Source organism: Providencia sp. CIM-Carb-044 (assembly GCF_033901115.1).
GTDB classification, from domain to species: Bacteria; Pseudomonadota; Gammaproteobacteria; order Enterobacterales; family Enterobacteriaceae; genus Providencia; species Providencia hangzhouensis.
The window spans coordinates 676,324-703,066 of the sequence record NZ_JAXADV010000001.1; the positions used below are offsets into that span (position 1 = coordinate 676,324).

Annotated in this window: 24 protein-coding genes; 14 read left to right on the forward strand and 10 right to left on the reverse strand. The window is 39.1% G+C overall.

All coding sequences use genetic code 11. The annotated features are described in order from the left end of the window. Positions 1 to 291: 291 nt before the first annotated feature. The 4 genes from anmK to pdxY all read left to right on the forward strand — a co-directional run bounded on the left by anmK (position 292) and on the right by pdxY (position 4,621). Positions 292 to 1,413 (forward strand): anhydro-N-acetylmuramic acid kinase, encoded by a 1,122-nt coding sequence (gene anmK, locus SJ312_RS03080; RefSeq protein WP_153673491.1) that lies wholly within the window; start codon positions 292 to 294, stop codon positions 1,411 to 1,413. Between the two features lie 20 nt (positions 1,414 to 1,433). Further along, positions 1,434 to 2,087 (forward strand): pyridoxamine 5'-phosphate oxidase, encoded by a 654-nt coding sequence (gene pdxH / locus SJ312_RS03085; RefSeq protein ID WP_036958675.1) that lies wholly within the window; start codon positions 1,434 to 1,436, stop codon positions 2,085 to 2,087. 161 nt (positions 2,088 to 2,248) lie between these two features. Next, positions 2,249 to 3,523, forward strand: coding sequence for a tyrosine--tRNA ligase (gene tyrS, locus SJ312_RS03090; RefSeq protein ID WP_094961766.1), 1,275 nt, complete (start codon positions 2,249 to 2,251; stop codon positions 3,521 to 3,523). Between the two features lie 234 nt (positions 3,524 to 3,757). After that, positions 3,758 to 4,621: a pyridoxal kinase PdxY gene (pdxY, locus tag SJ312_RS03095; RefSeq protein ID WP_319866911.1), complete on the forward strand. Its 864-nt coding sequence runs from the start codon at positions 3,758 to 3,760 to the stop codon at positions 4,619 to 4,621. 114 nt (positions 4,622 to 4,735) lie between these two features. On the opposite strand, the gene gstA is transcribed toward pdxY, so the two are convergent. After that, positions 4,736 to 5,341 (reverse strand): glutathione transferase GstA, encoded by a 606-nt coding sequence (gene gstA / locus SJ312_RS03100; RefSeq protein WP_319866934.1) that lies wholly within the window; start codon positions 5,339 to 5,341, stop codon positions 4,736 to 4,738. Positions 5,342 to 5,647: 306 nt separating this feature from the next. Between gstA and SJ312_RS03105 the strand changes: the two genes are divergently transcribed. Continuing rightward, the gene (locus SJ312_RS03105) at positions 5,648 to 6,514 is read left to right on the forward strand and encodes a DUF817 domain-containing protein (protein ID WP_004263860.1); all 867 of its coding nucleotides are present in this window, start codon (positions 5,648 to 5,650) and stop codon (positions 6,512 to 6,514) included. Between the two features lie 58 nt (positions 6,515 to 6,572). On the opposite strand, the gene sapF is transcribed toward SJ312_RS03105, so the two are convergent. The 7 genes from sapF to pspF all read right to left on the reverse strand — a co-directional run bounded on the left by sapF (position 6,573) and on the right by pspF (position 14,371). After that, positions 6,573 to 7,376, reverse strand: a complete 804-nt coding sequence (gene sapF / locus SJ312_RS03110; protein ID WP_004263864.1) for a putrescine export ABC transporter ATP-binding protein SapF — start codon at positions 7,374 to 7,376, stop codon at positions 6,573 to 6,575. Then, positions 7,377 to 8,372, reverse strand: coding sequence for a putrescine export ABC transporter ATP-binding protein SapD (gene sapD / locus SJ312_RS03115; protein WP_094961769.1), 996 nt, complete (start codon positions 8,370 to 8,372; stop codon positions 7,377 to 7,379). Beyond that, positions 8,372 to 9,262, reverse strand: a complete 891-nt coding sequence (gene sapC / locus SJ312_RS03120) for a putrescine export ABC transporter permease SapC (protein WP_094961770.1) — start codon at positions 9,260 to 9,262, stop codon at positions 8,372 to 8,374. Before sapC ends, sapD begins: the two co-directional genes overlap by 1 nt. Next, positions 9,249 to 10,214: a putrescine export ABC transporter permease SapB gene (gene sapB, locus SJ312_RS03125; protein WP_094961771.1), complete on the reverse strand. Its 966-nt coding sequence runs from the start codon at positions 10,212 to 10,214 to the stop codon at positions 9,249 to 9,251. Before sapB ends, sapC begins: the two co-directional genes overlap by 14 nt. Next, positions 10,211 to 11,896 (reverse strand): ABC transporter substrate-binding protein SapA, encoded by a 1,686-nt coding sequence (gene sapA, locus SJ312_RS03130; protein ID WP_094961772.1) that lies wholly within the window; start codon positions 11,894 to 11,896, stop codon positions 10,211 to 10,213. Before sapA ends, sapB begins: the two co-directional genes overlap by 4 nt. 365 nt (positions 11,897 to 12,261) lie before the next feature. Further along, positions 12,262 to 12,867 (reverse strand): hypothetical protein, encoded by a 606-nt coding sequence (locus SJ312_RS03135; protein WP_153673489.1) that lies wholly within the window; start codon positions 12,865 to 12,867, stop codon positions 12,262 to 12,264. Between the two features lie 487 nt (positions 12,868 to 13,354). After that, entirely contained in the window at positions 13,355 to 14,371 is a 1,017-nt protein-coding gene (gene pspF, locus SJ312_RS03140; RefSeq protein ID WP_004263890.1) for a phage shock protein operon transcriptional activator, read from the reverse strand. Positions 14,372 to 14,649: 278 nt separating this feature from the next. On the opposite strand from pspF, the gene pspA reads away from it, so the two are divergent. The 7 genes from pspA to SJ312_RS03175 all read left to right on the forward strand — a co-directional run bounded on the left by pspA (position 14,650) and on the right by SJ312_RS03175 (position 21,275). Continuing rightward, the gene (gene pspA / locus SJ312_RS03145; protein WP_004263893.1) at positions 14,650 to 15,315 is read left to right on the forward strand and encodes a phage shock protein PspA; all 666 of its coding nucleotides are present in this window, start codon (positions 14,650 to 14,652) and stop codon (positions 15,313 to 15,315) included. Between the two features lie 80 nt (positions 15,316 to 15,395). Then, positions 15,396 to 15,626 (forward strand): envelope stress response membrane protein PspB, encoded by a 231-nt coding sequence (gene pspB / locus SJ312_RS03150; protein WP_004263897.1) that lies wholly within the window; start codon positions 15,396 to 15,398, stop codon positions 15,624 to 15,626. Further along, positions 15,626 to 15,982, forward strand: coding sequence for an envelope stress response membrane protein PspC (gene pspC, locus SJ312_RS03155; protein ID WP_004263899.1), 357 nt, complete (start codon positions 15,626 to 15,628; stop codon positions 15,980 to 15,982). The genes pspB and pspC overlap by 1 nt, the downstream gene beginning before the upstream one ends. Before the next feature lie 344 nt (positions 15,983 to 16,326). Further along, positions 16,327 to 17,724, forward strand: a complete 1,398-nt coding sequence (locus SJ312_RS03160) for a YcjX family protein (RefSeq protein WP_110591624.1) — start codon at positions 16,327 to 16,329, stop codon at positions 17,722 to 17,724. Continuing rightward, positions 17,721 to 18,776 (forward strand): YcjF family protein, encoded by a 1,056-nt coding sequence (locus SJ312_RS03165; RefSeq protein ID WP_110591625.1) that lies wholly within the window; start codon positions 17,721 to 17,723, stop codon positions 18,774 to 18,776. The genes SJ312_RS03160 and SJ312_RS03165 overlap by 4 nt, the downstream gene beginning before the upstream one ends. Positions 18,777 to 19,015: 239 nt before the next feature. Next, positions 19,016 to 20,575, forward strand: a complete 1,560-nt coding sequence (gene tyrR / locus SJ312_RS03170) for a transcriptional regulator TyrR (RefSeq protein WP_319866917.1) — start codon at positions 19,016 to 19,018, stop codon at positions 20,573 to 20,575. Positions 20,576 to 20,900: 325 nt separating this feature from the next. Then, entirely contained in the window at positions 20,901 to 21,275 is a 375-nt protein-coding gene (locus SJ312_RS03175; RefSeq protein ID WP_094961776.1) for an ATP-binding protein, read from the forward strand. A gap of 79 nt (positions 21,276 to 21,354) precedes the next feature. Here the strand turns inward: SJ312_RS03175 and tpx are convergent, their stop codons facing one another. After that, positions 21,355 to 21,858 carry a thiol peroxidase gene (tpx, locus tag SJ312_RS03180; protein ID WP_004263934.1) on the reverse strand — a complete coding sequence of 168 codons (504 nt, stop codon included), beginning with the start codon at positions 21,856 to 21,858 and terminating at the stop codon, positions 21,355 to 21,357. 722 nt (positions 21,859 to 22,580) lie between these two features. Between tpx and SJ312_RS03185 the strand changes: the two genes are divergently transcribed. Together SJ312_RS03185 and zntB are read left to right on the forward strand one after the other, a co-directional pair. Then, positions 22,581 to 24,203, forward strand: a complete 1,623-nt coding sequence (locus SJ312_RS03185; protein WP_110591627.1) for a peptide ABC transporter substrate-binding protein — start codon at positions 22,581 to 22,583, stop codon at positions 24,201 to 24,203. A 346-nt stretch (positions 24,204 to 24,549) separates the two neighbouring features. After that, positions 24,550 to 25,533 (forward strand): zinc transporter ZntB, encoded by a 984-nt coding sequence (zntB, locus tag SJ312_RS03190; RefSeq protein WP_004263941.1) that lies wholly within the window; start codon positions 24,550 to 24,552, stop codon positions 25,531 to 25,533. A gap of 261 nt (positions 25,534 to 25,794) precedes the next feature. On the opposite strand, the gene ttcA is transcribed toward zntB, so the two are convergent. Then, positions 25,795 to 26,709, reverse strand: a complete 915-nt coding sequence (gene ttcA, locus SJ312_RS03195; protein ID WP_110591628.1) for a tRNA 2-thiocytidine(32) synthetase TtcA — start codon at positions 26,707 to 26,709, stop codon at positions 25,795 to 25,797. Positions 26,710 to 26,743: the final 34 nt, after the last annotated feature.

The window sequence follows — 26,743 nt, forward strand, 5'->3', positions numbered from 1 at the left end:
ACCAGTTGCTAAAAGAATAGTCGTTAAAACTTTAGCTGAAATACTAAACAGTAATGCTGAGCTGATAAATGTATTATGTATCATTATATTGAAAATGAAAGTTTTAGATATTACAAAACGTCTTTTTTAGTTAGGTTGTCTAGCAATTTTTAGTTTTAGTGCATTTATTTATTATTCCTGCGAAGCGCTCCGAGAAATTGCATCGAATTGTTGACAAAATTTATCATCAAAGCACAATCTTTTGTAGCTGAGCGTTGTAAAGTTAATGTGCACTCTAAAGGAACAAGAATAATGATGAAATCAGGTCGTTACATAGGGGTTATGTCAGGAACTAGCCTAGATGGTGTTGATGTCGTTCTTGCCGCAATTAGTGACAAATTTGTCGCAGAGCAATCCAGTTTGAGTGTTGCATTTCCCATTGAATTAAAAAAAAGAATTTTAGATATATGCCAAGGGCAAACAACAACGCTATCAGAGGTTGGTAAAATTGATCGAGAGTTAGGCTCTTTATATGCAGATGCGGTAAACCAACTTCTTATTCAAACTGGTTTAACATCTGAAGATATCATTGCTATCGGTTGCCATGGGCAAACTGTTTGGCATGAGCCCGATGGCGAACAGCCTTTTACTATGCAGTTAGGCGACAACAACCGTATTGCCGCTTTAACAGGGATCACGACGGTAGGTGATTTTCGCCGAAGAGATATGGCTTATGGGGGACAGGGAGCACCTTTAGTTCCTGCATTTCACTTAGCTGTTTTAGGGCACCCTACAGAAAAACGAATTGTACTAAATATTGGTGGAATAGCTAATGTCACAGCTTTATTACCTGGTGCCTATGTTAAGGGTTATGACACAGGGCCGGGAAATATGTTAATGGATACGTGGAGCTGGCGTATAAAGCAACAGGCATATGATAAAGATGGTGAATGGGCAAGTCGAGGTCAAGTTGATCATGCATTACTAAAAGCGATGCTAAGTGACCCATACTTTAGACGTTCATCACCGAAAAGTACGGGGCGTGAGTATTTCAACACACAATGGTTAGAGCAGCATTTAGTTCATTTTCCATCAATTTCAGCTGACGATGTTCAAGCCACTCTGTGCGAATTAACCGCAGCTTCTATCGCAGAACAAGTATTACTGTGTGGCGGTTGTGAGCGCTTAATAGTATGTGGTGGAGGGGCAAAGAATACTTTTCTAATGCAACGGATGGCAGCCTTGCTTCCGGGAATTGAAGTGGCACCAAGTGATAAATTTGGTTTAAGTGGTGATGACATGGAAGCCTTGGCTTTTGCATGGCTAGCTGCTAGAACGGTATCTGGTCTTCCTGGAAATTTAGCCTCTGTTACTGGGGCAAGTAAAGAGACTGTGCTTGGGGCAATATACCCTAAAAATACCGATAAAAAATAACTGTGGTAAAGGACATAAAAATGAACGAGCTAGGTGAAATAGATCTTGCATCGGTACGTCGTGAATACACAAAAGGTGGGTTAAGACGTAATGACTTAACGCCAAACCCACTGACGCTTTTCGAACTCTGGATGAAGCAGGCGTGTGAAGCTCGCTTGAGTGACCCAACAGCAATGTGTGTTGCTACTGTGGATGAAACCGGGCAACCCTACCAGCGTATTGTACTTTTAAAACATTTTGATGATAAAGGCCTTGTATTTTATACCAATTTAGGTAGCCGAAAAGCACAGCATTTAGAAAAAAATAATAAAATTAGTCTACATTTCCCATGGTACCCATTAGAGCGCCAAGTCAATTTCACTGGGGTTGCTGAGCGTTTGAACCCTATTGAAGTTGTAAAATATTTTCATAGTAGGCCGAAAGATAGCCAAATTGCAGCATGGGCATCAGCACAGTCTTCTAAAATTTCAGCGCGTGGTATTTTAGAAGGGAAATTTTTAGAACTAAAACAAAAATTTAAGAACGGTGACGTCCCATTGCCTAGTTTTTGGGGGGGATATCGAGTGGTATTTAATAGTGTTGAATTTTGGCAAGGCGGTGCACACCGTTTGCACGACCGTTTTTTATACCAGCGAGAAGGTGATGGCTGGAAAATTGATAGATTAGCCCCTTAGGATCATGTTTTTTAGCTGGCACTTAATTGATATGCGCTTTATGCTATAGCCTCATTTAAGTAAATTGACAAATTACACTGGTGAGTTTTTGATAAGCCTCTCAAACTTACTGGTCATTCAAACCAAAATAGATAGACAAAATACAACTGATGGAGTCATTGATGTCTAGCAATAACCTGATTAAACAATTGCAAGAGCGGGGCCTCGTTGCCCAGGTAACGGATGAGGATGCGTTAGCAGAGAGACTGGCGCAGGGCCCTATCTCTCTCTATTGTGGCTTCGATCCTACCGCTGATAGCTTGCATTTGGGACATCTGGTTCCTTTGCTGTGTTTAAAACGATTCCAACTAGCCGGGCACAAGCCTGTGGCGTTGGTCGGTGGTGCAACGGGCCTTATTGGCGACCCGAGCTTTAAAGCTACTGAGCGTAAATTAAACACCACAGAAACCGTTCAAGAGTGGGTAGAAAAAATCCGTAACCAAGTTTCACCGTTTTTAAGCTTTGATTGTGGTGATAACAGTGCACGCCTTGCTAATAACTATGATTGGTTTGGCAAAATGGATGTGCTGACTTTCTTGCGCGATATTGGTAAACATTTTTCGGTTAACCAAATGATTAACCGTGAGTCTGTTAAGCAACGTTTAAATCGTGATGACGTTGGTATCTCTTTTACTGAGTTTGCTTATAACCTTTTACAAGGTTATGACTTCGCAAATATGAACAAAGAGATGGGTGTAGAGCTGCAAATTGGTGGCTCTGACCAATGGGGTAACATTACTTCCGGTATCGATTTAACACGTCGCTTACACCAAAACCAAGTATTTGGTATGACGGTTCCTCTGATTACTAAAGCAGATGGCACTAAATTCGGTAAAACTGAAGGTGGTGCAGTTTGGTTAGATTCCAAGAAAACCAGCCAGTATAAATTCTATCAGTTCTGGATCAACACTGCAGATGCGGATGTTTATCGCTTCTTAAAATTCTTCACATTCATGGAACTAGATGAAATCAATGCGCTAGAAGAAGAAGATAAAAACAGTGGAAAGGCACCTCGAGCTCAATATGTATTAGCGGAATTAGTCACTAAACTGGTACATGGCGAAGAAGGGTTAGCAGCAGCGAAACGTATTACAGAAAGCTTATTCTCTGGTGCAGTATCTGATTTAACTGAAGCTGATTTTGAACAATTGGCTCAAGATGGCATGCCTTGTATTACATTGGAAGCAGGTGCGGATTTACAGCAAGCTTTAGTTGATTCAGAGTTAGTGCCTTCTCGTGGGCAAGCAAGAACGGCAATTAGTTCTAACGCGGTATCAATTAATGGCCAAAAACAGACAGAGCCAATGTATGTGTTCTCTGACGCAGATCGCCTGTTTGGTCGTTATACCTTGATCCGTCGTGGTAAGAAAAACGACTGTTTAATTAATTGGAAATAGCTCTGACTAACCTTTGTAATATCAGCCCGGAATTTTCCGGGCTATACTCGTCATACTTCAAGTTGCATGGGTGTTGATTGTGCTATGCTCTTCGAATTATATATCGATGTATATAATTCGAACTATTTTCTCAAGCCGCTTACATGTAATTAGAATTATTTGGAGTATATCCATATTAGCAACGGATAATCACTGATTTCTCTTCATTCGACATAACAATTCTTTGGGTTTTCAATGAAAAGCGTATTATCAATTCAATCCCATGTTGTTTTCGGCCATGCAGGAAACAGTGCTGCCGCATTTCCTATGTGCCGAATGGGCGTAGGTGTGTGGCCACTCAATACCGTACAGTTTTCGAATCATACACAGTATTCACAATGGACCGGAAGTGTTTTTCCCGCACAACACTTAACCGACATCGTCGATGGTTTAGCTAAAATTCATAAATTAGAAATTTGTGATGCTGTATTAAGCGGTTATATCGGTTCAGCTGAGCAAGGAAATGATATTCTTGATATCGTGGAAAGGGTCAAAGTAGCTAATCCGCAAGCCCTCTATTTTTGTGATCCAGTAATGGGGCATCCGGAGAAAGGCTGTATTGTTGCTCCGGGAGTTGCTGAATTCCTTTGTGAGCGTGCATTGGCCGCGAGTGATGTTATCGCACCAAATTTATTAGAATTAGAAACATTAACGGGTAGAACAATTAAAAATGTTGAAGAAGCTACCCAAGCTGCACGTGAATTGTGTCACAAAGGCCCTAAAATCGTTCTTGTTAAACATTTAAGCCGAGCAGGGTATCGCGCAGATCGTTTTGAAATGATCCTTGTAACAGCAGAGCACAGTTGGCATGTTAGCCGTCCTCTTGTTGACTTTGGTGAAAAACAACCTGTAGGTGTCGGTGACTTGACCAGCGGTTTAATGTTGGTTAATTTATTGAAAGGTGAGCGCTTAGATAAGGGATTAGAGCACGTTGCCGCTGCAGTATATGAAGTGATGATAAAAACCAAAGAGATGGGGGAGTACGAATTACAACTCGTCGCTGCTCAAGACAAAATGGTTAACCCAGAACATAACTTCTGTGCAACACAATTAGATTAAACTGCTTTTCAGCTGATAAAATCTTAGTTGATAACATAAAGCGGGAAAACTATGTTTTTTCCCGCTTTATCAACAACCTTACAGCGCACTACTGAAAGCGTGCTATTTTACAGATTAGATTAGTCCTTCCGCTTTTAATGCATCTTGAACATTAGGGCGTTTAGCTATTTTAGCACTGTAATCTTGCAGGTGGGTCAGGCTAGTCAAATCGAGCCCAACGTGTTTTGCCCAATTACTCACAGTGAATAAATAGGCATCTGCGACACTAAAAGTATCTCCAGCAAAGAAAGCCTGTTTAGCGAGCACGTTATCAACATACGCAAACTTATTAAACAATACATTACGGACAGTATCTTTATACTCTTCTGGTGTTCCTGGAGTGAATAAAGGTGAGAAATTTTTATGTAGTTCTGTCGAAATAAAGTTTAAAGCTTCTAATTGGTGATAACGTTTCATAGAACCAGGAAGTGAGATTAGGTTACGATCCGGTTTTTGGTCCGCAATATATTGGACAATTACAGCACCTTCTGTGAGTTGTTCGCCATTATCTAACACTAAAGTGGGTACTTGTCCTTTTGGGTTTATTGCTAAAAAGTCTTCACCTTTCTCGGTTTTTTTCTCTTTTATATTTACTCGTTCAATACTGAAATCTAAACCTGTTTCACGCAGAATGATGTGAGGAGAAAGTGAGCAAGCACCGGGAGCGTAATATAATTTCATCATAAAACTCCTAAATTGTTGAGTTGGCATTCATATAGCAAATAAACACATATTGCTTAAGTATATCATTACTTTCTATTAACGAATTGCCATCAGGTGCGAGTTAAACAATAAAACCCATAATTGGATGGAAAGTGTCGTCAATATTAATAGGTAGTGTAAATCTAGTGATTGAAGCTATAAATAATAAAAATGCATAAATTTAAGATAGTTACCTTATGTAGAGTAATTCGATTTTGCTAAACTCCTCGCCTAATCTTCGGAAAGAAAACAAACCGAATAATAAAAGAATAGGTGAGTGAATAGATGACCAGTTTGTGTCAGAAATTGAATTTTTTAGGAAAGTTAGACCAAATTTTAATGGCTCACCAGCCGAATAATAGCCATGGAATTAAACGCTTTCTATTAGAGTTTTGGTTTTTCGGTTTAATTAATGCTCGTTCTTGTTTATTCGCTGGTTTTTTCTTTTTGGCACTATTCTTAGTCCCAGCTAAAGGATTAATAGGTATCCCTCGCTATGACCTGTTACTAATTTTTGCCGTTGCTTTTCAAGCTTTGTTAGTGTGGTCAAAGTTAGAAACTTGGGATGAATTAAAGGCTATTTGTGTTTTCCATTTAGTCGGTTTTATGATGGAGCTATTTAAAACTTCAGCAACGATAGGTTCTTGGCAATATCCCGATGAGGCCTATACGAAGCTTTGGGGAGTTCCTCTATTTACTGGTTTTATGTATGCCGCCGTAGGGAGCTATATCATTCAATCTTGGCGATTTTTTAAAGTAAGAATTGAACACTATCCACCTTATTGGATGGCGACACTAGTCGCACTGGCTATTTATATTAATTTTTTTAGCCACCATTATATTGATGATTATCGTTGGTATTTAGCGGCGTTTATTATGGGGTTGTATGCGCGCAGTATGGTTTTTTACACTCCGCTAGATAAAGAGCGAAAAATGCCATTATTACTTGCATTTATGCTAATTGGTTTTTTTATTTGGCTAGCTGAGAATTTTGGGACATTTTTTGGTGTTTGGCAGTATCCAAACCAAATTGGTGCTTGGTCAATGGTACATGCAGGTAAGTGGGGAGCATGGTCACTGTTGGTGATTGTCACATTTACGATAGTCGTTCACCTTAAACATATTAAAGCCAATGTGACGATAGCACGTTAAATAAGATGTTTAATTTGTTGCCTGTGAAGGTGTTTACCCACAGACAACTGAATAACAGTTACAAGTCTTGTCGCCAAGCATCAATCGACAGGGGTTCACCAAAGTGACTTTCAATTAACCGGCGAGTAACGTCGTGAAGAGGGGCAGCTAAAACTTCTGCGGTATTACCACGCTCAACAACTTCGCCTTTATCCATGACAAGCATTTTATCGCTGACGTGTTTCATCATCCCCAAGTGCTGGGTAACATAGATAAATGCAATATCTTGTTTTGCTTGTAAATCTAACATTAAGTTGATGATTTGCGAGCGCATGGACATGTCTAACGAAGCTAACGCTTCATCAGCAATAATAATTTCGGGTTGTAGAATAAGTGCTCTTGCCAATGCAATACGTTGTTTTTGCCCAGATGCTAACATGTGTGGATAATATTCAGCGTGGTCGGCGAGTAACCCGACTTGGCGAAGCGTTTGAATAATACGCCTTTCACGTTCTATTCCAGTTAAGTCAGTGTTTAATTTTAAAGGGAGCTCAAGGGTTTGACCAATACGCTGCCTTGGGTTTAGGGATGTACTTGGATCTTGGAAAATCATGCGAATACGCTGGCAACGGTAGCTATAATCGCCAAAATTCAGGCGTTGTCCACGAATGAAAATATCGCCGCTGGTGGGTTCTACAACGCCTGATAACATTCGCGCAAGGGTTGATTTTCCTGAGCCATTGGCGCCAATGATAGCTAATGTCTGGCCTGCCTGTAAGTTAAAGCTAACGGGTTTGACGGCTTGTAATTCGTGTCGATGAAATAACCCTTCACGAAAACGGAAAGTTTTTGTGAGATTACGGACTTCAAGTAAGGTTTCCATTTAGGGTTGTTCCTCGGTGTTTAGCGGGTAATGGCAAGCAACGAGATGGCCTTTAATATTGCGTAATTGTGGCGCGTTGATGCAAGTTCGTTGTGCATAGGGGCAACGAGGTCCAAGGCGACAACCAATGGGCAAATGTTCAAGTGAAGGAATTGCACCAGGTAACGTATTTAACCGCCCTTTATGGGGAAGAGGGCTTTCAAAATCAGGGATTGAGCGGATTAGTGCTTGAGTATAAGGGTGGCGTGGCCGTTGTAGAATATCTTCAGGAGTTGCGCTTTCCACTGTTTGCCCGCAATAGAGTACATTGATGCGATCAACAAGTTTCGACATCATTTCCATATCATGACTAATGAGTAAAATTCCCATATTATTGTTTTGGTTTAATTTATCCAATAAACGGAAAATTTGAGCCTGAGTAGTTGACTCCATCGCATTGGTGGGTTCATCAGCGATTAATAACCGGGGTTGGTTAGCGATGGCAATCGCTATCATGACTTTTTGACATTCACCATCGGTTAATTCATAAGGATAACTGCGCATGATATCTTTATGATCTTTTATCCCCACACGGTGCAATAGCTCTATCGCACGACGTTTACGCCAATTAAAACGTTGCCACCAGCGGCCTTTATAAGTCCACCCTGGGATAGCTTGGATAAGCTGTTTACCAATATCAGCAGCTGGGTCGAGACAAGATTGTGGCTCTTGAAATATCATCGAGATATTATGGCCAATTAGTTTGCGGCGTTTACGTGGGCTGAGTTTTAGTAAGTCAATGTCTTGAAAGCGAAAACGGTCAGCTTTTACTCGAATATTATCTTTAGTCACGCCACAGATAGCTTTTGCAATAAGGCTTTTTCCGGAACCTGATTCGCCAACTAAACCTCTTATTTCCCCCTCAGATAGCGTCATTGAAACGCGGTCAACCGCTTTGACGGGGCCATTTGCAGTCATAAATTCGATAGTTAAATTGCGGATGTCTAGAAGTGGCATTATTCAACCCCCGCGTTGATGGCACGATGTAGCCCGTCACCTAAAAGGTTAACAAAAAGCACACTTATCATGATGGCAGCACCTGGCAAGATAACCGTCCAAGGAGCAACATAGATAAGCTCTAAAGTATCACCTAGCATAGCACCCCATTCAGAAGAGGGAAGTTGTGCACCTAAATCAAGAAAACCTAAAGCAGCAATATCTAAAATAGCGATAGAAAGTGCTCGAGTCAGTTCAGTGACGAGAATAGGGGTAATGTTAGGAAGTACGGTATACCATAAAATAAAAATGTTTGAAGCGCCATCAAGGCGTGCGGCAACGATGTATTCTTTATCTAACTCATCATGTACAGCGACATAGATAGTTCTTACCATTCGTGGAATTAATGCAAGGCAAATAGCTAGCATTGCATTTTGTAGGCTAGCGCCCATAAAGGCGACAACAATAATTGCCAGTAATAAGGAAGGAATTGACAGTAACGTATCGAGTATATGGTTAAAAATTGCAGATTTTAACCCGCGAGTCATCCCAGCTAAGCAGCCGAGAACTAATCCAATAAGTGTCGCAATCAGTGTGACTAAAATAGCGGCACCAAATGTCGATTTAGTACCAATCAATAGCCGACTTAGAATATCACGGCCCAGATCGTCTGTACCAAAGAAGAATGCCACTTCGCCATAATGAGACCAAGACGGCGGCGTTAATTGGTAACCTAGAAACTGTTGATCTAGTGCATAAGGTGCTAGATAAGAGCCAACAAAACATAAAATTAATAAAACCAACACACCAACAAACCCCACCATAGAGGTTACATCTGATGAGAAGATATTCCATACCACTCGAGTTGGGGATGGCATTTTTTGTTCACGATAAAAATTATCTGAGGACATACCAATCCTTATGTTTTAATGGGTCCATCATGGCACCTAAAATATCAGACAGCACATTTACAGTAATCACGAGCGCACCAATTAGCATCACCCCAGCAGAAATCGCAGAGTAGTCTTCTTGGCGGATTGCTGTAACCAACCAACGACCAAGCCCCGGCCAGTTAAAAACGAGTTCAGTGACCATGGTCAGTGTTAACATCGTAGAAAACTGTAAGCCAAGCTTAGGAATAATCGGTGGAATAGCATTATGAAAAATATGGCGGCGAATGATTTTAATCCGTGAAAGCCCTCGAATAGCGGCTGCTTTGATATAATTTTCACTGGCGATTTCTTCGGTGCTATTACGTACTAACCGAATAACCTCGGTTGTTGGTGCGAGTGCTAAAGTGAGGACAGGTAATACCATGTGCTCAAGTACATTGATAATCATATCTTTACGATAGGGGGAGTCAGAAAGCCATGCATCAACCAAGGCAAAGCCAGTCACCGTTTTTAAATTATATAATAGGTCAATTCGGCCAGATACAGGAAGCCATCCTAGATGTAATGAGAAAAAGAGAGTTAAAACCAGTGCAAGTACAAATACAGGGACAGAAAATCCTAATAAAGCAAAGACACTGATAGCAATATCTGCAGGCTTGTTACGCCAAAATGCAGCAATGATGCCGAGTGGTATACCTGTCGTTAAAGCAAAAATAAACGCTAAAATGCATAACTCCATGGTTGCAGGGAATGTGTCCCTTAATTGTTCTGTTATGGGTTCCCCGTTGATACTTGAAACACCAAAATCAAAATGGAGTAAGCCTTCAAAATAAAAAATATAGGCATCGATAAGTGATGCGCCGCTCAGAGGTGCATTAGGCGTAAAATAGCTTAAACTAAAGCTGACTAGCGATAAGAAGAACACCGTGACTAATAAAAGTAAAAAACGACGCAGTGAATAAATAATCATGGTTTCTGCCTCTGTTTTTTCGGAGAAACTTTTTCAGGCTGCTCCATTTCACGATACACGCCAGCAAATGAGGTATTACCAAACGCACTGATCATTAGGCCTTTTATATCATAGCGGTAGGCCTGTAAACGTAAAGAATAGGCGAGGGGTAAGACGGGTAAATCTTCCCCTAAAATTTGCTGTGCTTGGTGGTAATAATCTATACGTGCGGCTAATTGCTGTGTCAATAGTGCCTTATGTAAGATTTCATCGAAGGCAGGGTTACACCAATGGCTTAAATTGGTTTGGGAACCAATTGCTGCACAACTCAGTAGCGGACGGAAAAAACTGTCTGGGTCATTACTGTCAGTTGTCCAACCCGCTAATGTCATATCATGGCTTCTATCCATTAATTGGTTTTCTTGGAAACGGCCTTCGACAGAACGGATATTCATCACAATACCGACCTGCGCTAAATCAGCTTGGATAAGCTCTGCCATCTTAAGTGGGCTTGGGTTATATGATTGGGAGGCGATTGGTACCCATAAATCTAGTTTTAGATTTTCTAATCCCATCTCTTTGAGCATTTGCTTAGAAAGTTCGGGATTATAATCGGTGATCTTTGCTTGATTGTCATAAGCCCATGATGCTCTTGGTAAAATAGATGCGGCTGTTTCTGCCGTGCCGTAATAAATTGATTGCATTAGACGTTCATTATTAATTGCATACGCAATTGCTTGGCGTACTTTTAGCTTATCTAATGGTGGCTTGCTGGTGTTAAATGCGAGGTAGGCAATATTCATCCCAGAACGCATAGAAATTCGTAAACGCGGGTCATCGCGTAATACCTTTAACTGGCTTGCGGCAGGGTAAGCTAAAACGTCACATTCCCCAGTGAGTAATTTTGAAATACGGCCAGTTCCACCTGCTCCCATGTCAACAACCACTTCTTCCATACGAGGCAAGCCCTTCCAATAATTGTCATTTCTAAGAAGTCTAACGAATTGCCCTGCTTGGTAGTCATCTAAATGAAATGGCCCCGTACCAATTGGTCGCCAATCGATCAGCTCTTGGCGATTTATGCTTGAAAGGAAATCGGCATATTCGGATGAAAGAATAGGAGCATAATGTGTCGCCAAATGCCATAAAAAAGACGCATCAGGAGAGTTCAAACGAAACTCCACTGTATGGTTATTAATTTTACGTATGCTTTGCACGCTGTTGGCGAACTGTAAGCTATCAAAATAAGGGTAATGCCCCCCATTGATGTAGTGATAGGGGTGATTCACCTCAAACATGCGGGAAAAGCTGAACACAACATCATCAGCATTCATATTGCGTGTAGGTGTAAACCAAGTTGTATTTTGGAATTTTACATCTTTACGCAAGTATAAACGGTAAGTTGCACCGTTATCTAAAACTTCCCATCTAGCAGCCAGTTCAGGAACCAAGCGATAAGTGAACGGATCAACATCTAATAGCCGATCATAAATTTGAGCACCGAGAGGGTCGACAATTAGCCCACTACTAACTAATTGTGGGTTAAACGTGGTAACGACCCCATTTACACAGTAAATAAAGCCTTTTTGGCGTATATCTGCAGGGACCTCGTTAGCCACAATATCGGTAAAGCGCTCTTGGTTATTAAGCGCTTGTGCAGACACAGAAATGATAAATAAAAACCAAACAGTTAATAGGCGCATACCACTGACATCGTTAACGAGAATTGACCTATTGTAGCGTAAAAATGGGGATACAGGGTATAAGCAAAATTTAGCCTTATAAAGTATGAAAATTAAGCTAAAAGGGATGATGTTAATATAATAATTAACTTAAATTATTATATTAATCATTGAAGTATGTCTTAATGAGAAAAAATCTCATTAAAAAGCTTTACAAATGACACTGATAACGATTATCATTCGTTTTGTCACTTAAGCCGAGTGCTTATGTAGACAAGGCATGACATTGCTCACATTGCTTCCAGTGTTTTATTTGATAGCCAGCTTGGGTGCTGGCTTTTTTTTATGGAGAAATAGATGAGCTTGTTTAGCTTAATTTCTAGCTATTATTTTAAACCCACATAGTGTAAGTCTTCATCGGTTACGTTGCCTTGAAGGGTACATAAGAAACGAACAACACCTCTTTGCTCATCTTTTTCAATAATCAGCATTTTTTCAGCAGCATTTGGTTCCAAGTTGTAATCTTGCGTTGCGTGTTCGTTAAATACCCATTTACTTTGCAAATTATGGCGGATCATCGGTGAGTAGATATAAGTATTTCCTACCTTTATAATCGCAATTCTTGATGACGTATAGCGGACAACCTCTTCAAGGCTTTGTGTTGTTTCAAATCCCCAAAAATAGTATTGGCCACGCAAGCCTAAATAGGCGAAGCCATCATATTTATCAAAATTACTATGACTAACAAAAAAACGGTTAAAAGTCACAATACCGGTTGGTGAAAAATTGAGATTAACAGAAACGTGTTCATTGGTGCCTAATTGGTTATGTTTCAATGCATTAGAAATATCGTTTAAAACAGGGTCATCTTTTATTTTCTTGAAGAAAGCGGCATCACAGTAAGAAAATGTTTTCATCAATGATTGCGCATTAACCGTAGGAGATAACCCTAGAAGAAAAAAGGTGATCGCTAGTACATTTATATTTTTCATAATAGGCTCCTCATATAATAAGAATTATATTAATAGAGATATCATATAAATATATTTCGCACAGTAGTTAAATATGACAAGGTGTAAATACAAATAATAAAACAGCATTAATCATATTAAAATAGAATTATCTATCTATATATAATTAACCAAACGTGCTAAAGAAAATTATATTTTTTATATAATAGCTAGTGGAAATTACTAATTATCACTTTTTTTGGGGGGGCAAAATGGTTTTTAGTGTAATTTGGCTTAATTTTTTATGATGAAGTTATCTTTTAACTAATTGTTATTTATTGTTTTTATTTTATTTGGTTTTTTACTGATGCTGTTAGTAATTAAGTGATAAGTAATATTTAAAAGTGCAATGTGAAATTGGAAACATTTAGTAATAATAAAGCCCACGATTTTCAAATTTAAACTTTTTATCTCTAAGTATATTGCATTAGTTCAAACAATAAATTTGGATTGTTTGAACTAATGACTATTAAATTTCAATATTTATTTGATGTTTTTTAATTAAACCACGCAGTTGGTCATAACTTAGAGATAACCGTTGTGCTGCTTTACGCTGATTAAAATGACAATCTGCTAGCGCTTGTTCTAATAGTGCTTTTTCAGATTGCTGCTGCCACTGACGTAAGTCACAAGGTAGTGAAGGTAAAATGGTATTTGCTTGTTGGGAAGGCTGTATGGGTTGGGGGCTTGGTGATTCATGCAGCTCAGCAAGTTTTTCACCAAATGGATTGAAAATAATATTATCAACGGGTTCAGCATGATTTCCATGGCGGTATATTGAACGCTCAATGACATTTTTTAATTCGCGTACATTACCTGGCCATGGGTAGTTTTGCAGGGCTTGTTGGGCATGTCGTGTAAAACCTGTAAAGTGCGAACGTTTTAATTCACCACACATTAAAATAGCAAAATGCTCTGCTAATAATAATATATCAGGTTGCCGTTCACGTAATGGGGGAAGGCGAATGACATCAAAAGCCAGTCTATCTAAGAGGTCGGCTCGAAAACGACCTTGTTTGGCGAGTTCGGGTAAATTGGCATTTGTGGCACAGATTAAACGCACATCTACGTGTAAAGCTTGGCTTCCACCGACACGTTCAAGCTCGCCATATTCAATGACACGCAGGAGTTTCTCTTGAACTGACATAGGTGCAGTCGCGAGTTCGTCAAGAAAAAGAGAACCTTTGTCAGCTCGTTCAAAGCGCCCTTGATGGCGTTTTTGGGCTCCCGTAAAAGACCCCGCTTCATGTCCAAATAATTCAGAATCCAGCAAATTCTCATTGAGTCCGCTGCAATTGAGAGAGATAAAAGCTTCTTGCCAGCGAGGGGAAAGGTAATGGAGTCTATCTGCGATAAGCTCTTTACCCGTGCCGCGTTCACCGATAACTAAAACAGGTTTATTGAGTTGTGCGAGTTCAGAGGCTTGTTCGAGTACATCGAGAAAATTACTTGAAACGCCAAGAATAGGTTCATTGGTTTCTTTCATGGTTTTTTTCGCCAATAGTTGGTTTAAAATGCCTGTATTTGAACTATAGACTAAAATGATTTACAGGGGAAGCTTATAATTATTCTCTTTAAAATCATATCAATATGAATTAATTTAAAAGTTGGCACGCCAATTGCTATTTAAAATATGTAACAGCAGTAGCTAAATACAGCAACATGCGAATTGTTGTTAGACTTACGGAGCGTCAGGTATGGGTTGGAAGCCAAATCAGGTCGAGGCGCTACAGAATGATTAAATCCATCAAGGGGATATAAACAATGGGTATTTTTTCACGTTTTGCCGATATCATTAATGCAAACATCGCTTCTTTGTTAGACAAAGCAGAAGATCCGCAAAAAATGATCCGTCTGATGATTCAAGAAATGGAAGATATGTTAGTTGAAATCCGGTCAACATCAGCACGTACTTTAGCAGAAAAGAAAGGTTTAGAACGTCGCATTGAGATGGGCGAAAAACAAGTTGCTGATTGGCAAGAAAAAGCAGAATTAGCGCTGGTGAAAGATAAAGAAGATTTAGCGCGTGCGGCACTGATTGAAAAGCAAAAAGTGAGTGCAATGGTCGATACCTTAAAACACGAGCTGATTATTGTTGATGAAACCTTGACTCGCTTGAAAGGTGAAATCACTGAATTAGAAAACAAACTGCAAGAAACTCGTGCGAAACAGCAATCAATGGTTGTTCGTATGGAAGCCGCACAATCTAGTCGTAATGTACGTCGTCAGCTGGATAGCGGCAAACTGGATGAAGCAATGGCGCGTTTTGAACAGTTTGAGCGCCGTATAGACCATATGGAAGGTGAAGCCCAAAGTTATGGTATTGGGAAACAAAAATCACTGGATCAACAGTTTGCAGAGTTAAAAGCAGACGACGAAATAAGTGCGCAATTAGCGGCACTTAAAGCTAAAATCAATAAAGATCAGTAACAGTTATTTTGATGCACTGGTACGTTAGTAATATCGTATCAGTGCCATAGATAGGTTAACCATATGTATAAGGATATGTGATGGGCTACGTTTTTCTGTCTCTCGTATTAATCATTTTTCTCATTTTTATTCTGCCTATTTGGCTGTGGCTACATTACAGCAAAAAAAACAGTGGGCAGGGGAGTCAGCTAACTGAAAATGAAGTACAACGTTTGATGCAATTAGCAGAACAAGCATCACAGATGCAGCAACGCATTAAAACGCTTGAAGATATTTTGGATGCAGAACACCCAAATTGGAGGCAAAAATAATGACTCAATTTCGCAACCGCAAACTTTACCGTTTAACGGATAGACGTGTGTTCGGTGGTGTGTGTTCGGGTATTGCTGAGTATTTAGAACTTCCAGTTGCTTTGGTTAGAGCATTAGCCGTATTGGCTCTATTTGTCAGTTTTGGTATTACTTTGATTTTGTATATCGTGATGTGCTTTGTCGTAGAAACGGCACCAAGTGGCTACCGTTCACAGCAAGATATTGGCCCAGAAGTCAGTAGTCTTATTAACCAAATCGATACACAATTAAAATCAGGTGAAATGAAGCTACGCCAGATTGAAAGATACGTTACGTCAGATACTTATACAGTGAACAGTAAATTTCGAAATCTATAATAAATCGTATCGCCATCACATGATAAGGGATTAGGTTTCAAAACCAAATCCCTTTTGTTTTTGATAAAAAAGTGAGTGAAATATGGCAAACAACGTTCGTTATCGAATTAAAAAATTTGCAAAGAAACTTTTGCTACGAAAAGGTATTCGATTAGCCGCAGTGTTGCTCATGACGTATGGCCCAGCAGGGTTCATAGGTAAACTTATTAAGTTATTGACAAGTAAATGGTTGCTTAATGTACTAATTAAACGGTTAACCTAATACAATTTGTTTTATGCTAAATTATAGAACGCAATATGACGTAAAATGAGTTTAAATTGAAAGGATAAGTCTTGGGAGGAGCATGAAACGACTGCACAGTGAATTAACTGATTTGATGAATAGAAGTGTTGATCGTCATGTTAGGCTCGCAGTAACAGGGCTTAGCCGTAGTGGAAAAACCGCATTTATTACTTCACTGGTGAACCAATTATTGAATGTGAATGCGGGCGCACGGCTCCCTTTATTTTCTGCCGCGCGTGATAAGCGGTTGTTAGGGGTGAAACGGATACCTCACCGTGATTTGTCAGTACCACGCTTTGCGTATGATGAAGGTATTGCATCCCTTTATGGGGAACCACCGCAATGGCCAACACCAACACGGGGGGTCAGTGAAATACGCCTTAAATTGCATTACCGTTCAGAAGACTCTTTTTTGCGCCATTTTGTCGATAACTCATCATTATATTTAGAGATTGTGGATTATCCCGGCGAATGGTTGTTGGATTTACCCATGCTAGATTTAAATTATCTAGCATGGTCTGAACAAATGAACACCTTAATAAAGGGAGAGCGTGCACATTTAGCCCAACCATGGCTGACATTGTGTGAAAAATGTGACCCTTTAGCGCCTGTTGACGAAAATTTGCTGGCTGAAATTGCTGCTGCCTACACCCAGTATTTAGTTGAATGCAAGGCCCAAGGGCAACATTTTATTCAACCAGGTCGTTTCGTTTTACCGGCTGAATTAGCAGGAGCACCCGCACTCCAATTTTTCCCATGGCCGAATGTAGCCAAATATGGTGATAAAAAGCTCGCACAGGCAGGAAAAAACACCAATATTGGCGCATTACAGCAACGCTATCAATATTATTGTGAGCATGTTGTAAAGGGTTTTTATCGTGATTATTTCCAACGTTTTGACCGACAAATTGTTTTAGTTGATTGTTTGCAACCGTTAAATAGTGGTGTTGATGCATTTAATGATATGAGAATGGCGTTAACTCAATTAATGCGTAGTTTTCATTATGGTAAACGCACATTATTGAGGCGTTTATTTTCACCTTGTATTGATAAATTACTCTTTGCGGCGAGCAAGTCAGACCATGTAACACCAGACCAGCATGCAAATTTAGTGGCTTTATTGCAACAATTAGTGCAAGAGGCATGGCAGCATGCTGCATTTGAAGGGATCAGCATGGATTGTGTTGGTTTAGCATCAATACAAGCAACCGAAAGTGGCCTTGTGGATTATAAAGGTGAAAAATTACCTGCGTTAAAAGGGAATCGGTTAAGTGATGGACAACCGCTAATGTTTTATCCTGGTGAAGTCCCAAAACGGTTGCCAAATGAGCAATTCTGGCAAACTCAAGGTTTTCAATTTGAAGATTTCAGACCAAGGCCAACGCCAATGGATCAACCATTGCCACATATTCGTATGGACAGTGCGCTTGAATTTTTGTTGGGAGATAAACTGAAATGAATGAACCTTTAAAACAGCGTTTAGATTTCGCTGAAAGTAGTGAAAATGATACGAAAGAATCGCTGAAAAAAGCCCAAGTTTTTGATGAACGAGAACTCGAAAAATTCACTCCAGTTTCTTTGGAAGCAGAACAAGATAGCCAAGAGGGTGAGGTTGAAAGCCTGATTAACGAAGCGTTAAAACCAAAACGGAGTTTTTGGAGAAAATTAGTTGGCACGGCTGCGGGAATTTTTGGGATCAGTGTCGTTGCTCAACTGGGCGTTTGGATCCACCAATCATGGGTAACACAAGATTGGACTGCGTTAGGTGTTGCTGCTGCGGGTGGTTTAATTGTTGTGGCGGGTGTAGGGTCAGTCGTTGGTGAATGGCGGCGGTTGTATCGCTTAAGAGAACGAGCAGAGGAACGAGACTTTGCTCGCGAATTATTGCACAGTCATGGAATGGGGCAAGGAAAGGTTTTTTGTGAAAAATTGGCAAAACAATCTGCGTTATCAATGCAACATCCTGCGATTGTTAATTGGCAAGCCACTCTCCATGATTCTCATAATGATAGAGAAGTTGTTGAATTATATAGTCGAATGGTTCAGCCCATTCTTGATGAACAAGCTCGTAAAGAAATTAGTCGTTGTTCCGCTGAATCGGCCATTATGATTGCAGTGAGCCCGTTAGCACTGGTGGATATGGCATTTATTGCTTGGCGAAATATTCGTCTAATTAATCGGATCGCGGCAATCTATGGTATTGAACTCGGTTATTACAGCCGAATTCGGCTATTTCGTATGGTGCTCATTAATATTGCCTTTGCAGGTGCATCTGAATTAATTCGTGAAGTGGGGATGGATTGGTTATCTCAAGACATTACCGCACGGTTATCAACACGTGCAGCACAAGGTATTGGTGCGGGTTTGTTAACTGCACGTTTAGGTATTAAGGCGATGGAATTATGCCGACCACTGCCTTGGATTGAAAACAAGCCTCGTTTAGCCGATTTTCGTCATCAGCTAATTGGCCAATTAAAGAATGTTATTCCCAGTAAAAAAGATAAAGCGTAAAGAAATATCGCTGGCAGGGTGAGTTGACAGTTTTCACTCACTCAGCAGCATCATTTGTTGATTAATATGCTTATTGTTATTTCAAGCCTTAAAAAATTAAGGAAAGCAGTGATTTTATTTGTTGATACCTATGAAGCTTACAAACTGTCAACAATTTGTGACACAAACACTGTATTCCCTTAATGTTTAAGGCTAAAATACCTTTATTCTCTCGGCTTTTTTGATGAAGGTTCCTATCCATGCGCCTCGAAGTGACCTGCCAAGACCGTATCGGTTTAACGCGTGAATTACTTGATCTTTTGGTCCTACAAAATATTGATTTAAAAGGTATTGAAATATCTCCTCAACGCAGGATTTACCTAAATTTTACACCTGTGGATTTTCAGGTGTTCAGCACATTGATGGCAGAAATACGGCGTATCAATGGTGTTATTGATGTTCGCCGAATTTATTTTATGCCTTCAGAAAGAGAGCATAAAGCTGTTTGGGCGCTATTAAACTCATTTCCAGAACCTGTTTTGTCCATTGATAATAAGCTAAATATTGAGTTGGTTAACCCAATGACATTGCAATTATTTGGTTATGATGAGGCAAAAATTCGAAAAAAAACCTTTTCTCAGTTAGTCGGTAGCCAAGGGCTGGTACGTTGGTTTGAACGAGAGTCACCAGAAGCTTATACAGAGAAAGTCGTCATTAAAGGCCAAGACTATTTGATGCAAGTGACTCCTATTATTTTGGCAGATGAAAATGGTAAACTCCATTGTACAGGAGCTGTGTTGCTGTTGAAATCGGCTGAAATTTTAGATAAGCAACGTAAACAAGTTATTGAGGTAGATGGCAGTGGTTTTGAACAAATTATTGCTGTTAGCCCTGTCATGGCAAATGTGGTTGAACGGGCTAAACGTGTTGCGATGCTGGATGAGCCATTATTACTCGTTGGTGAAACAGGGACTGGGAAGGATATCTTAGCGAAAGCTTGTCATTTGCATAGTGCGCGAGGAAAAGAACCGTTTTTAGGTTTAAATTGTGCTTCGATGCCGGATGATGTCGTAGAAAGTGAATTATTTGGTTATGCAGCAGGGGCGTATCCAAATGCAGTTGAAGGTAAAAAAGGTTTTTTTGAACAAGCAAATGGCGGAACAGTATTGCTTGATGAAATTGCTGAAATGTCACCTCAAATGCAAATTAAGTTATTACGTTTTTTAAATGATGGAACATTTAGGCGTGTTGGCGAGGAACGAGAAGTTAAGGTTAATGTCCGTGTAATTTGTGCAACACAGAAAAATCTACCTGAATTGGTGGCAGAAAAAAAATTCAGAGAGGACCTTTATTATCGTTTAAATGTACTCACATTAACCATCCCTCCATTACGTGAACGTAAAGAAGATATTCTACCGCTAACCAAGACATTTGTAGCCAGTTTTTCCAAAGAGCTTCATATTGCAGAGCCTAAATTGGCGCCTTCGCTAATCGAATTTTTAAGCAGTTATTATTGGCCGGGTAATGTAAGGCAACTGAGAAATGCCCTTTATCAAGGGTTAACTCAACTTAATGACAATATATTGGAAGCAGAGAATATCCAATTACCTGATGTAGTAAATCCTCCCGCACTGGCTTTAGATTCGCTCAATGGTTCGCTAGATGAAATTACTAAACGCTATGAAGCGTCAGTATTAGCGCGCTTGTATCGTGATTACCCGAGCACCCGTAAATTAGCTAAACGCTTGGATATTTCTCATACGGCAATTGCCAATAAATTGAGAGAATATGGTCTCAATACGAAAAAAGAGCAAAACTAATTTAAATGAACAAAACAATAACCTATGTGTTAACAGCAATAGGTTTGTTTTTTAGTGGTTCTGGCATTGCAACGACAATACCGACCCACGGTTTGAATAAGTATTGCCGAGATGTTGTAGTACGAACAGTCGGTAAAATCTATGATAATAGGGCACTAATTCAATGTTATTTTAAAGACGTATCTTTTTTAGCTCGTGTTTAGTATGGCAAAACCTTACTAATACTATTGCTAATTGGTGAATTTTCCTGCTATATAACAAAGACAGCTACTGTTTTAGGGTATCGTAATCTCATCTGATGGGTTTCAGCCTACAAGGAGTTGCCATGGACCAATTCACTATTAATTTCATTGTAAATCGTAAGCTACGCGAATACATGAGCCAGAGTCATTATAAAAATGATATGTTTGAGTCTGCTGCCTCAGCTGCCGAACTTTATCTGATGAATAAAGCCGCAGTAAAATATTTAACGAAGAAAAATCGTTTCACGTGGGAGGCATTGGTGAAAAATGGCCATAAGCCTCGAGACCTTATTATTGATATTTTGACATCTTGTTGCCCTGTCACTCAGGATCAAGCCTTAAAAGTATTGAGTACGCTTTCTCATACTTTGATCTCTATAATGAGTGACAATAAGTTATTTGCGAATGTTGTTAATGCGAAGAACCACCAGCCATTGTACTGGGCTCACGTAGATTAGTGTGGTTTTTATATTGAGTAATGAAGCGGGAAATTCCCGCTTCATTACTAATTACAGTGAGTTAAATGATATAAAAAGCTTATTTAAGGCTGTTTAATGCACTGTCGTAATCAGGTTCTTCAGTAGTTTCAGAAACTAATTGGCTATAAATAACGTTATTATTTTCATCTAAGACAACAACGGAACGTGCATTTAAGCCTTTTAATGGACCACTAGCGATAGCAACACCATAGTCATTAGCAAATGAATCACTACGGAAAGAAGATAGCATAACGACATTATCTAAACCTTCTGCACCACAAAAACGTGCTTGTGCGAAAGGCAGGTCAGCAGAAATGCATAACACAACCGTGTTGTCCAACTCGTTTGCGAGCTTATTAAATTTGCGAACTGATGCCGCGCATACGCCAGTGTCTACACTTGGAAAAATATTTAAAACTTTTCTTTTACCTTCATAAGTTTCCAGCGTTGCTTCGCTGAGATCTTTGGTGACAAGGGTAAGGGGCTTAGCTTTTGAACCCGCTTGTAAAAAAACACCATTAACTGTGATGTCATTACCTTTTAATTTAACTGTTTGCGACATGAATTTTTCTCCCGTTCATAAAGTGATTCACTGTTAACTTAATCTAACTTCTAATAAAAAATCTTTGCGATTAAAGGTTTTTTAATGAGTAGTTATACAGTGCTGAGTTTTACATTCTACTAATGACCAAATTTTATACAGAAACCTTATCACTTACTTTGAGTTCTACATGGGGCAAAGTAAGGTAATATTACATACTTTTTATTAGGGTATGGTGCATTATCATTATATAACAACTAAGCTTTTTCAATGCTTGCGTTTTCTGTTATGCACCTTTTTAAATTGCCTTATGGAGTGTAACAAAAGGAAATCTGTCTGTATTGATTTCTTTGGTCATTATTTACTGATCAGAAAAATGATAAGGATATGGGCATAGCTATTATTGTATAATGCGAGTATTAGTTTGTGTATATTTAGATAGGTAAATCAATTGATTACAAGAGAAATGTAGATTTCTGAAATATGAAAGCATATGATAAATTAAGATAAACTACAGAATAACTCAAGTGTATCGCTGTTTGATATTATCTAAACTGAGTGAGTTTTTGCTCTATAATCTATTGTTTTTTATGGATATACGGAAATATGTTTCAATAATTAATTTACCTAAATGAAACTTAAGACGTAAATGCAGTAATATTGCTAACAATAGCACCTTCACTTGAAATCATTTAACTAGGCTTTTAGTTAACTTTATTTATACTAACAAGATAGAAAATAAAATGCATAAACATTCATTCACATCTTTAGCTGTTTTGATTTCTTCAGTTTTTTTTACTACACAAGCTATTAGTGCGGTGATACCCACTGGCACTGTTTTAGCTGAAAACCAAGAAGTTACGCGTCATTTAAAAGACGAGCCCGCTTCTTTGGACCCGGTAAAATCAGTGGGGTTAACGGAAGCGCAAGTCATGCGTGATTTATTTGAAGGGCTTGTTAACCAGGATGACCATGGAAAGCCTATCCCAGGTGTAGCCCAAAATTGGAATACAACAGATAACCGGATTTGGACATTTACACTGAGGGCCGATGCTCGCTGGTCGAATGGTGACCCTGTCACGGCTCAAGATTTTGTTTATAGCTGGCAACGACTGGTTTCACCGGTAACATCATCACCATTTGCTTGGTTTGCAGCATTAGCAGGTATTAACAATGCGCAAGGTATTATTGATGGAAAACTGCCTGTTGAACAGCTAGGTGTTGAAGCGGTTGATACGCATACATTAAAGATTACTTTAAATAAACCAGTACCTTATTTCCCTTCATTAGCAGCTAATTTTAGTTTATTTCCTGTTCACCAAGGAACCGTTGAAAAGTTTGGTAATGACTGGATAAAAGTAGGTAATTTAGTCGGAAATGGCGCTTTTGTTTTATCTGACAGAGTGGTTAATGAAAAAATTGTTTTAGTTCCAAATAAAAATTATTGGGATCATCAAAATACGGTGATAACTAAAGTTACTTTTGTCCCAATTAACCAAGAGTCTCATGCAACTAATCGTTATTTAGCAGGAGACTTGGATATTACCGAATCATTTCCAAAACAACGCTATCAAAAATTATTGAAAGATATTCCTAATGAAGTCTTTACACCAGACCAATTAGGGACCTATTACTATGCATTTAATACCCAACGCGCACCGACGGATGACGTTCGTGTTAGAAAAGCCTTATCCATGGCGATTGACCGCCAATTAATTGCTAACAAGGTATTAGGTACAGGGGAAAAACCTGCAAATTATTTTACTCCCGATGTCACCGATGGCTTTAAACCTGAAAAAGGGCTTTACAATAGCTACACACAAAAAGAATTAGACCAGCAAGCAAAAGTGTTATTACAGCAAGCAGGTTTTGGTCCAAATCACCCATTAGAATTAACATTGTTGTACAACAGTTCAGAAAATCATCAGAAAATTGCGATTGCAATTGCTTCTATGTGGAAGAAAAAATTAGGCGCTGAAGTCAAATTAGTTAATCAAGAATGGAAAACTTATATAGATAGCCGCAATACAGGAAATTTTGATGTTATACGTGCATCATGGATAGGTGATTTTAATGAGCCTTCAACATTCTTGTCTCTGCTTACATCTCAACATACTGGCAATATACCAAAATTTAATAACCCTGCATATGATAGCGTTATTGAGTCGGCGAGTATTGAAACGAATGCACAATTACGCAACCGTTATTATAATAATGCGGAAGCAATCATTGCAAAAGAAGCTCCAATCGCGCCTATTTACCAATATACCAATGCACGCTTAATTAAGCCTTGGCTGAAGGGGTACCCGATAAACAACCCCGAAGATGTCGCTTATAGCCACAGTTTTTATATCATTAAACATTAAAATAGGATACAGCCTGTGCAAGGTACGGGCTGCTTTTTCTAAAGGAAAGAAAAAAAGCTCCTTCCTCTGGAGAATGGGAAGGAGGACCAAAAAAGGAATAAACACTACCTTTTCATAATAAAAAAATCATCATGAACTTTATTGCTCGTTTGTGTCAATTATGTAGTGTTATTTAGCAAAAATGGCGATATTTTGTGATTTATGGGAAATTGTCTGTTTTTATGAGATATTAATCTCAATCTTTTTTTTGTTATTTTATGTATCGTGAGAACGATTCTTGAAATAATGACAAATATGTCACTATTCGACTAAAAATACCGTATTGATTATAAAAGGGAGATATTGCATGGGACTGATTTATGGTTCTTTATTCCAAAATTCAAATCCTGTACATGCATTTCAGTTAAATGGAGACGGTGGGTTACTTCCTATTGACGTGAATGCTAGCGCAAACCAGCAATCACCGTTTTGGCTTCATTATGATTATAAGGACCCACAAAGTTTTAATTGGATTCAGCAATCAGATCTCTTTAATGACCAAGTTAAGTCTGCTTTATCTGGGCATTCAGGACGTTGGCGATTGATTCGTGTTGGCGATGGTATTTTATTAACATTGCAAACATTAAATACCAATGCTGGCCAGCGGCCTGAGCAATTAGTTGCGTTTAGGGTATTTATTAATAATCGGATAATTATTTCTAGTCGTCATCGAAAAGTAAATTCCTTAGATTCTATTATTGATGATTTAAAGCAGGGAGTCGGGGCCCAAAGTACAGGTGACTGGTTAGTTGAGGTTGCTGATTCTATTACAGATGAAATAAGTGATTTTACGGATTCTTTGCATGAGCGTTTAATTGATATGGAAGATTTCATATTAAATAGCCAAATTCCTGAGAGAGGGGAATTAGCATTACTTCGTAAACAAATTATTGTGATACGCCGTTATATGGCTCCACAGCGAGATATGTTTTCCCGTTTAACAACAGAAAAATTGCTTTGGTTAGATGAAACCAATCGTCGTCGAATTCAAGAGATTTCTGACCGATTAGGACGTTGTATTGAAGATCTCGATGGTTTTATTGCACGTACAGCGATTATTTCTGACGAGATAACGAATATGATGACTGAGATGATGAATCGGCGCATTTATACAATGTCATTAATGGCCATGATATTCCTACCAACAACTTTTTTAACGGGGCTGTTTGGTGTGAATTTAGGCGGGATCCCTGGTAATGAGTTCCGTTTTGCCTTTAGTGTATTTTGTGTTTTATTAGCCGTTTTAATTGGAACCGTTTTGTGGTGGTTAAGAAAAAGCCGATGGCTCTAATATTGATGACTTATTTGCGATAACCGGACCTAGTTTGAGATAAATCAATAAAACTACTGAGGTTTTAGTGCAGTATTAGTCCTGCAGGTGAATGCAACGTTGAGCGATGAACGTTGTGCTCCATAATTGTAGTTTTTCTCATATTGAGTTCTTATACAGAATAATTGACCACTGTAATGCCGATGTATTTTACATCGGCTTTTTTTTTGCATCTAATCCGAGCAAAAATAACCTCCATACGAGGAGGTTATCAATAAATGTTTATTTAACTTCAATAATATCAAGGCGTTCTGCTGTAAAGTCGGGCTTATCATCTTCATCTATAAAAGTTTGAAGCGGTAGCTCCTCTTTGTCAAACGCAAGATCTCCGCCATTGATAACTTCATCTCCATGAGAAATATTTTTGAAGTCAAATAATTCGGTATCACATAAATGAGACGGTACAATATTTTGAGTAGCACGGAACATTGTTTCGATACGGCCGGGATAGCGCTTATCCCAATCACGTAGCATCTCTTTAATAACTTGACGTTGCAGGTTTGGCTGAGAACCACATAGGTTACATGGAATAATTGGAAACTCTTTAGCCTGCGCAAAGCGCTCTATATCTTTTTCTCGACAGTAAGCGAGCGGGCGAATGACAATGTGTTTTCCGTCATCACTCATCAATTTAGGAGGCATACCTTTTAACTTACCACCGTAAAACATATTCAAGAACATAGTCTGTAAAATATCATCACGGTGGTGACCAAGAGCAATTTTAGTTGCACCTAGTTCAGTAGCTGTACGATATAAAATCCCACGACGTAAACGCGAGCACAGTGAACAGGTTGTTTTTCCTTCAGGAATTTTTTCTTTTACGATCCCATAGGTGTTTTCTTCAACAATTTTGTACTCTACACCAAGTTTATTAAGGTATGCAGGTAAAATATGCTCAGGGAACCCGGGTTGCTTTTGATCTAAATTAACCGCAATTAATGAGAACTGGATTGGGGCACTTTTTTGTAAGCTTTGCAGGATGGAAAGTAGTGTGTAACTATCTTTACCTCCAGATAAGCAAACCATTATCCGGTCACCGTCTTCTATCATATTAAAGTCAGCGATTGCTTGGCCAACATCGCGGCGAATTCTTTTTTGCAACTTATTTAAGTTGTACTGTTCTTTATTGGTCGTCATTCTATAGGTTCTGCTACTGGGGTTTATGTTGCTG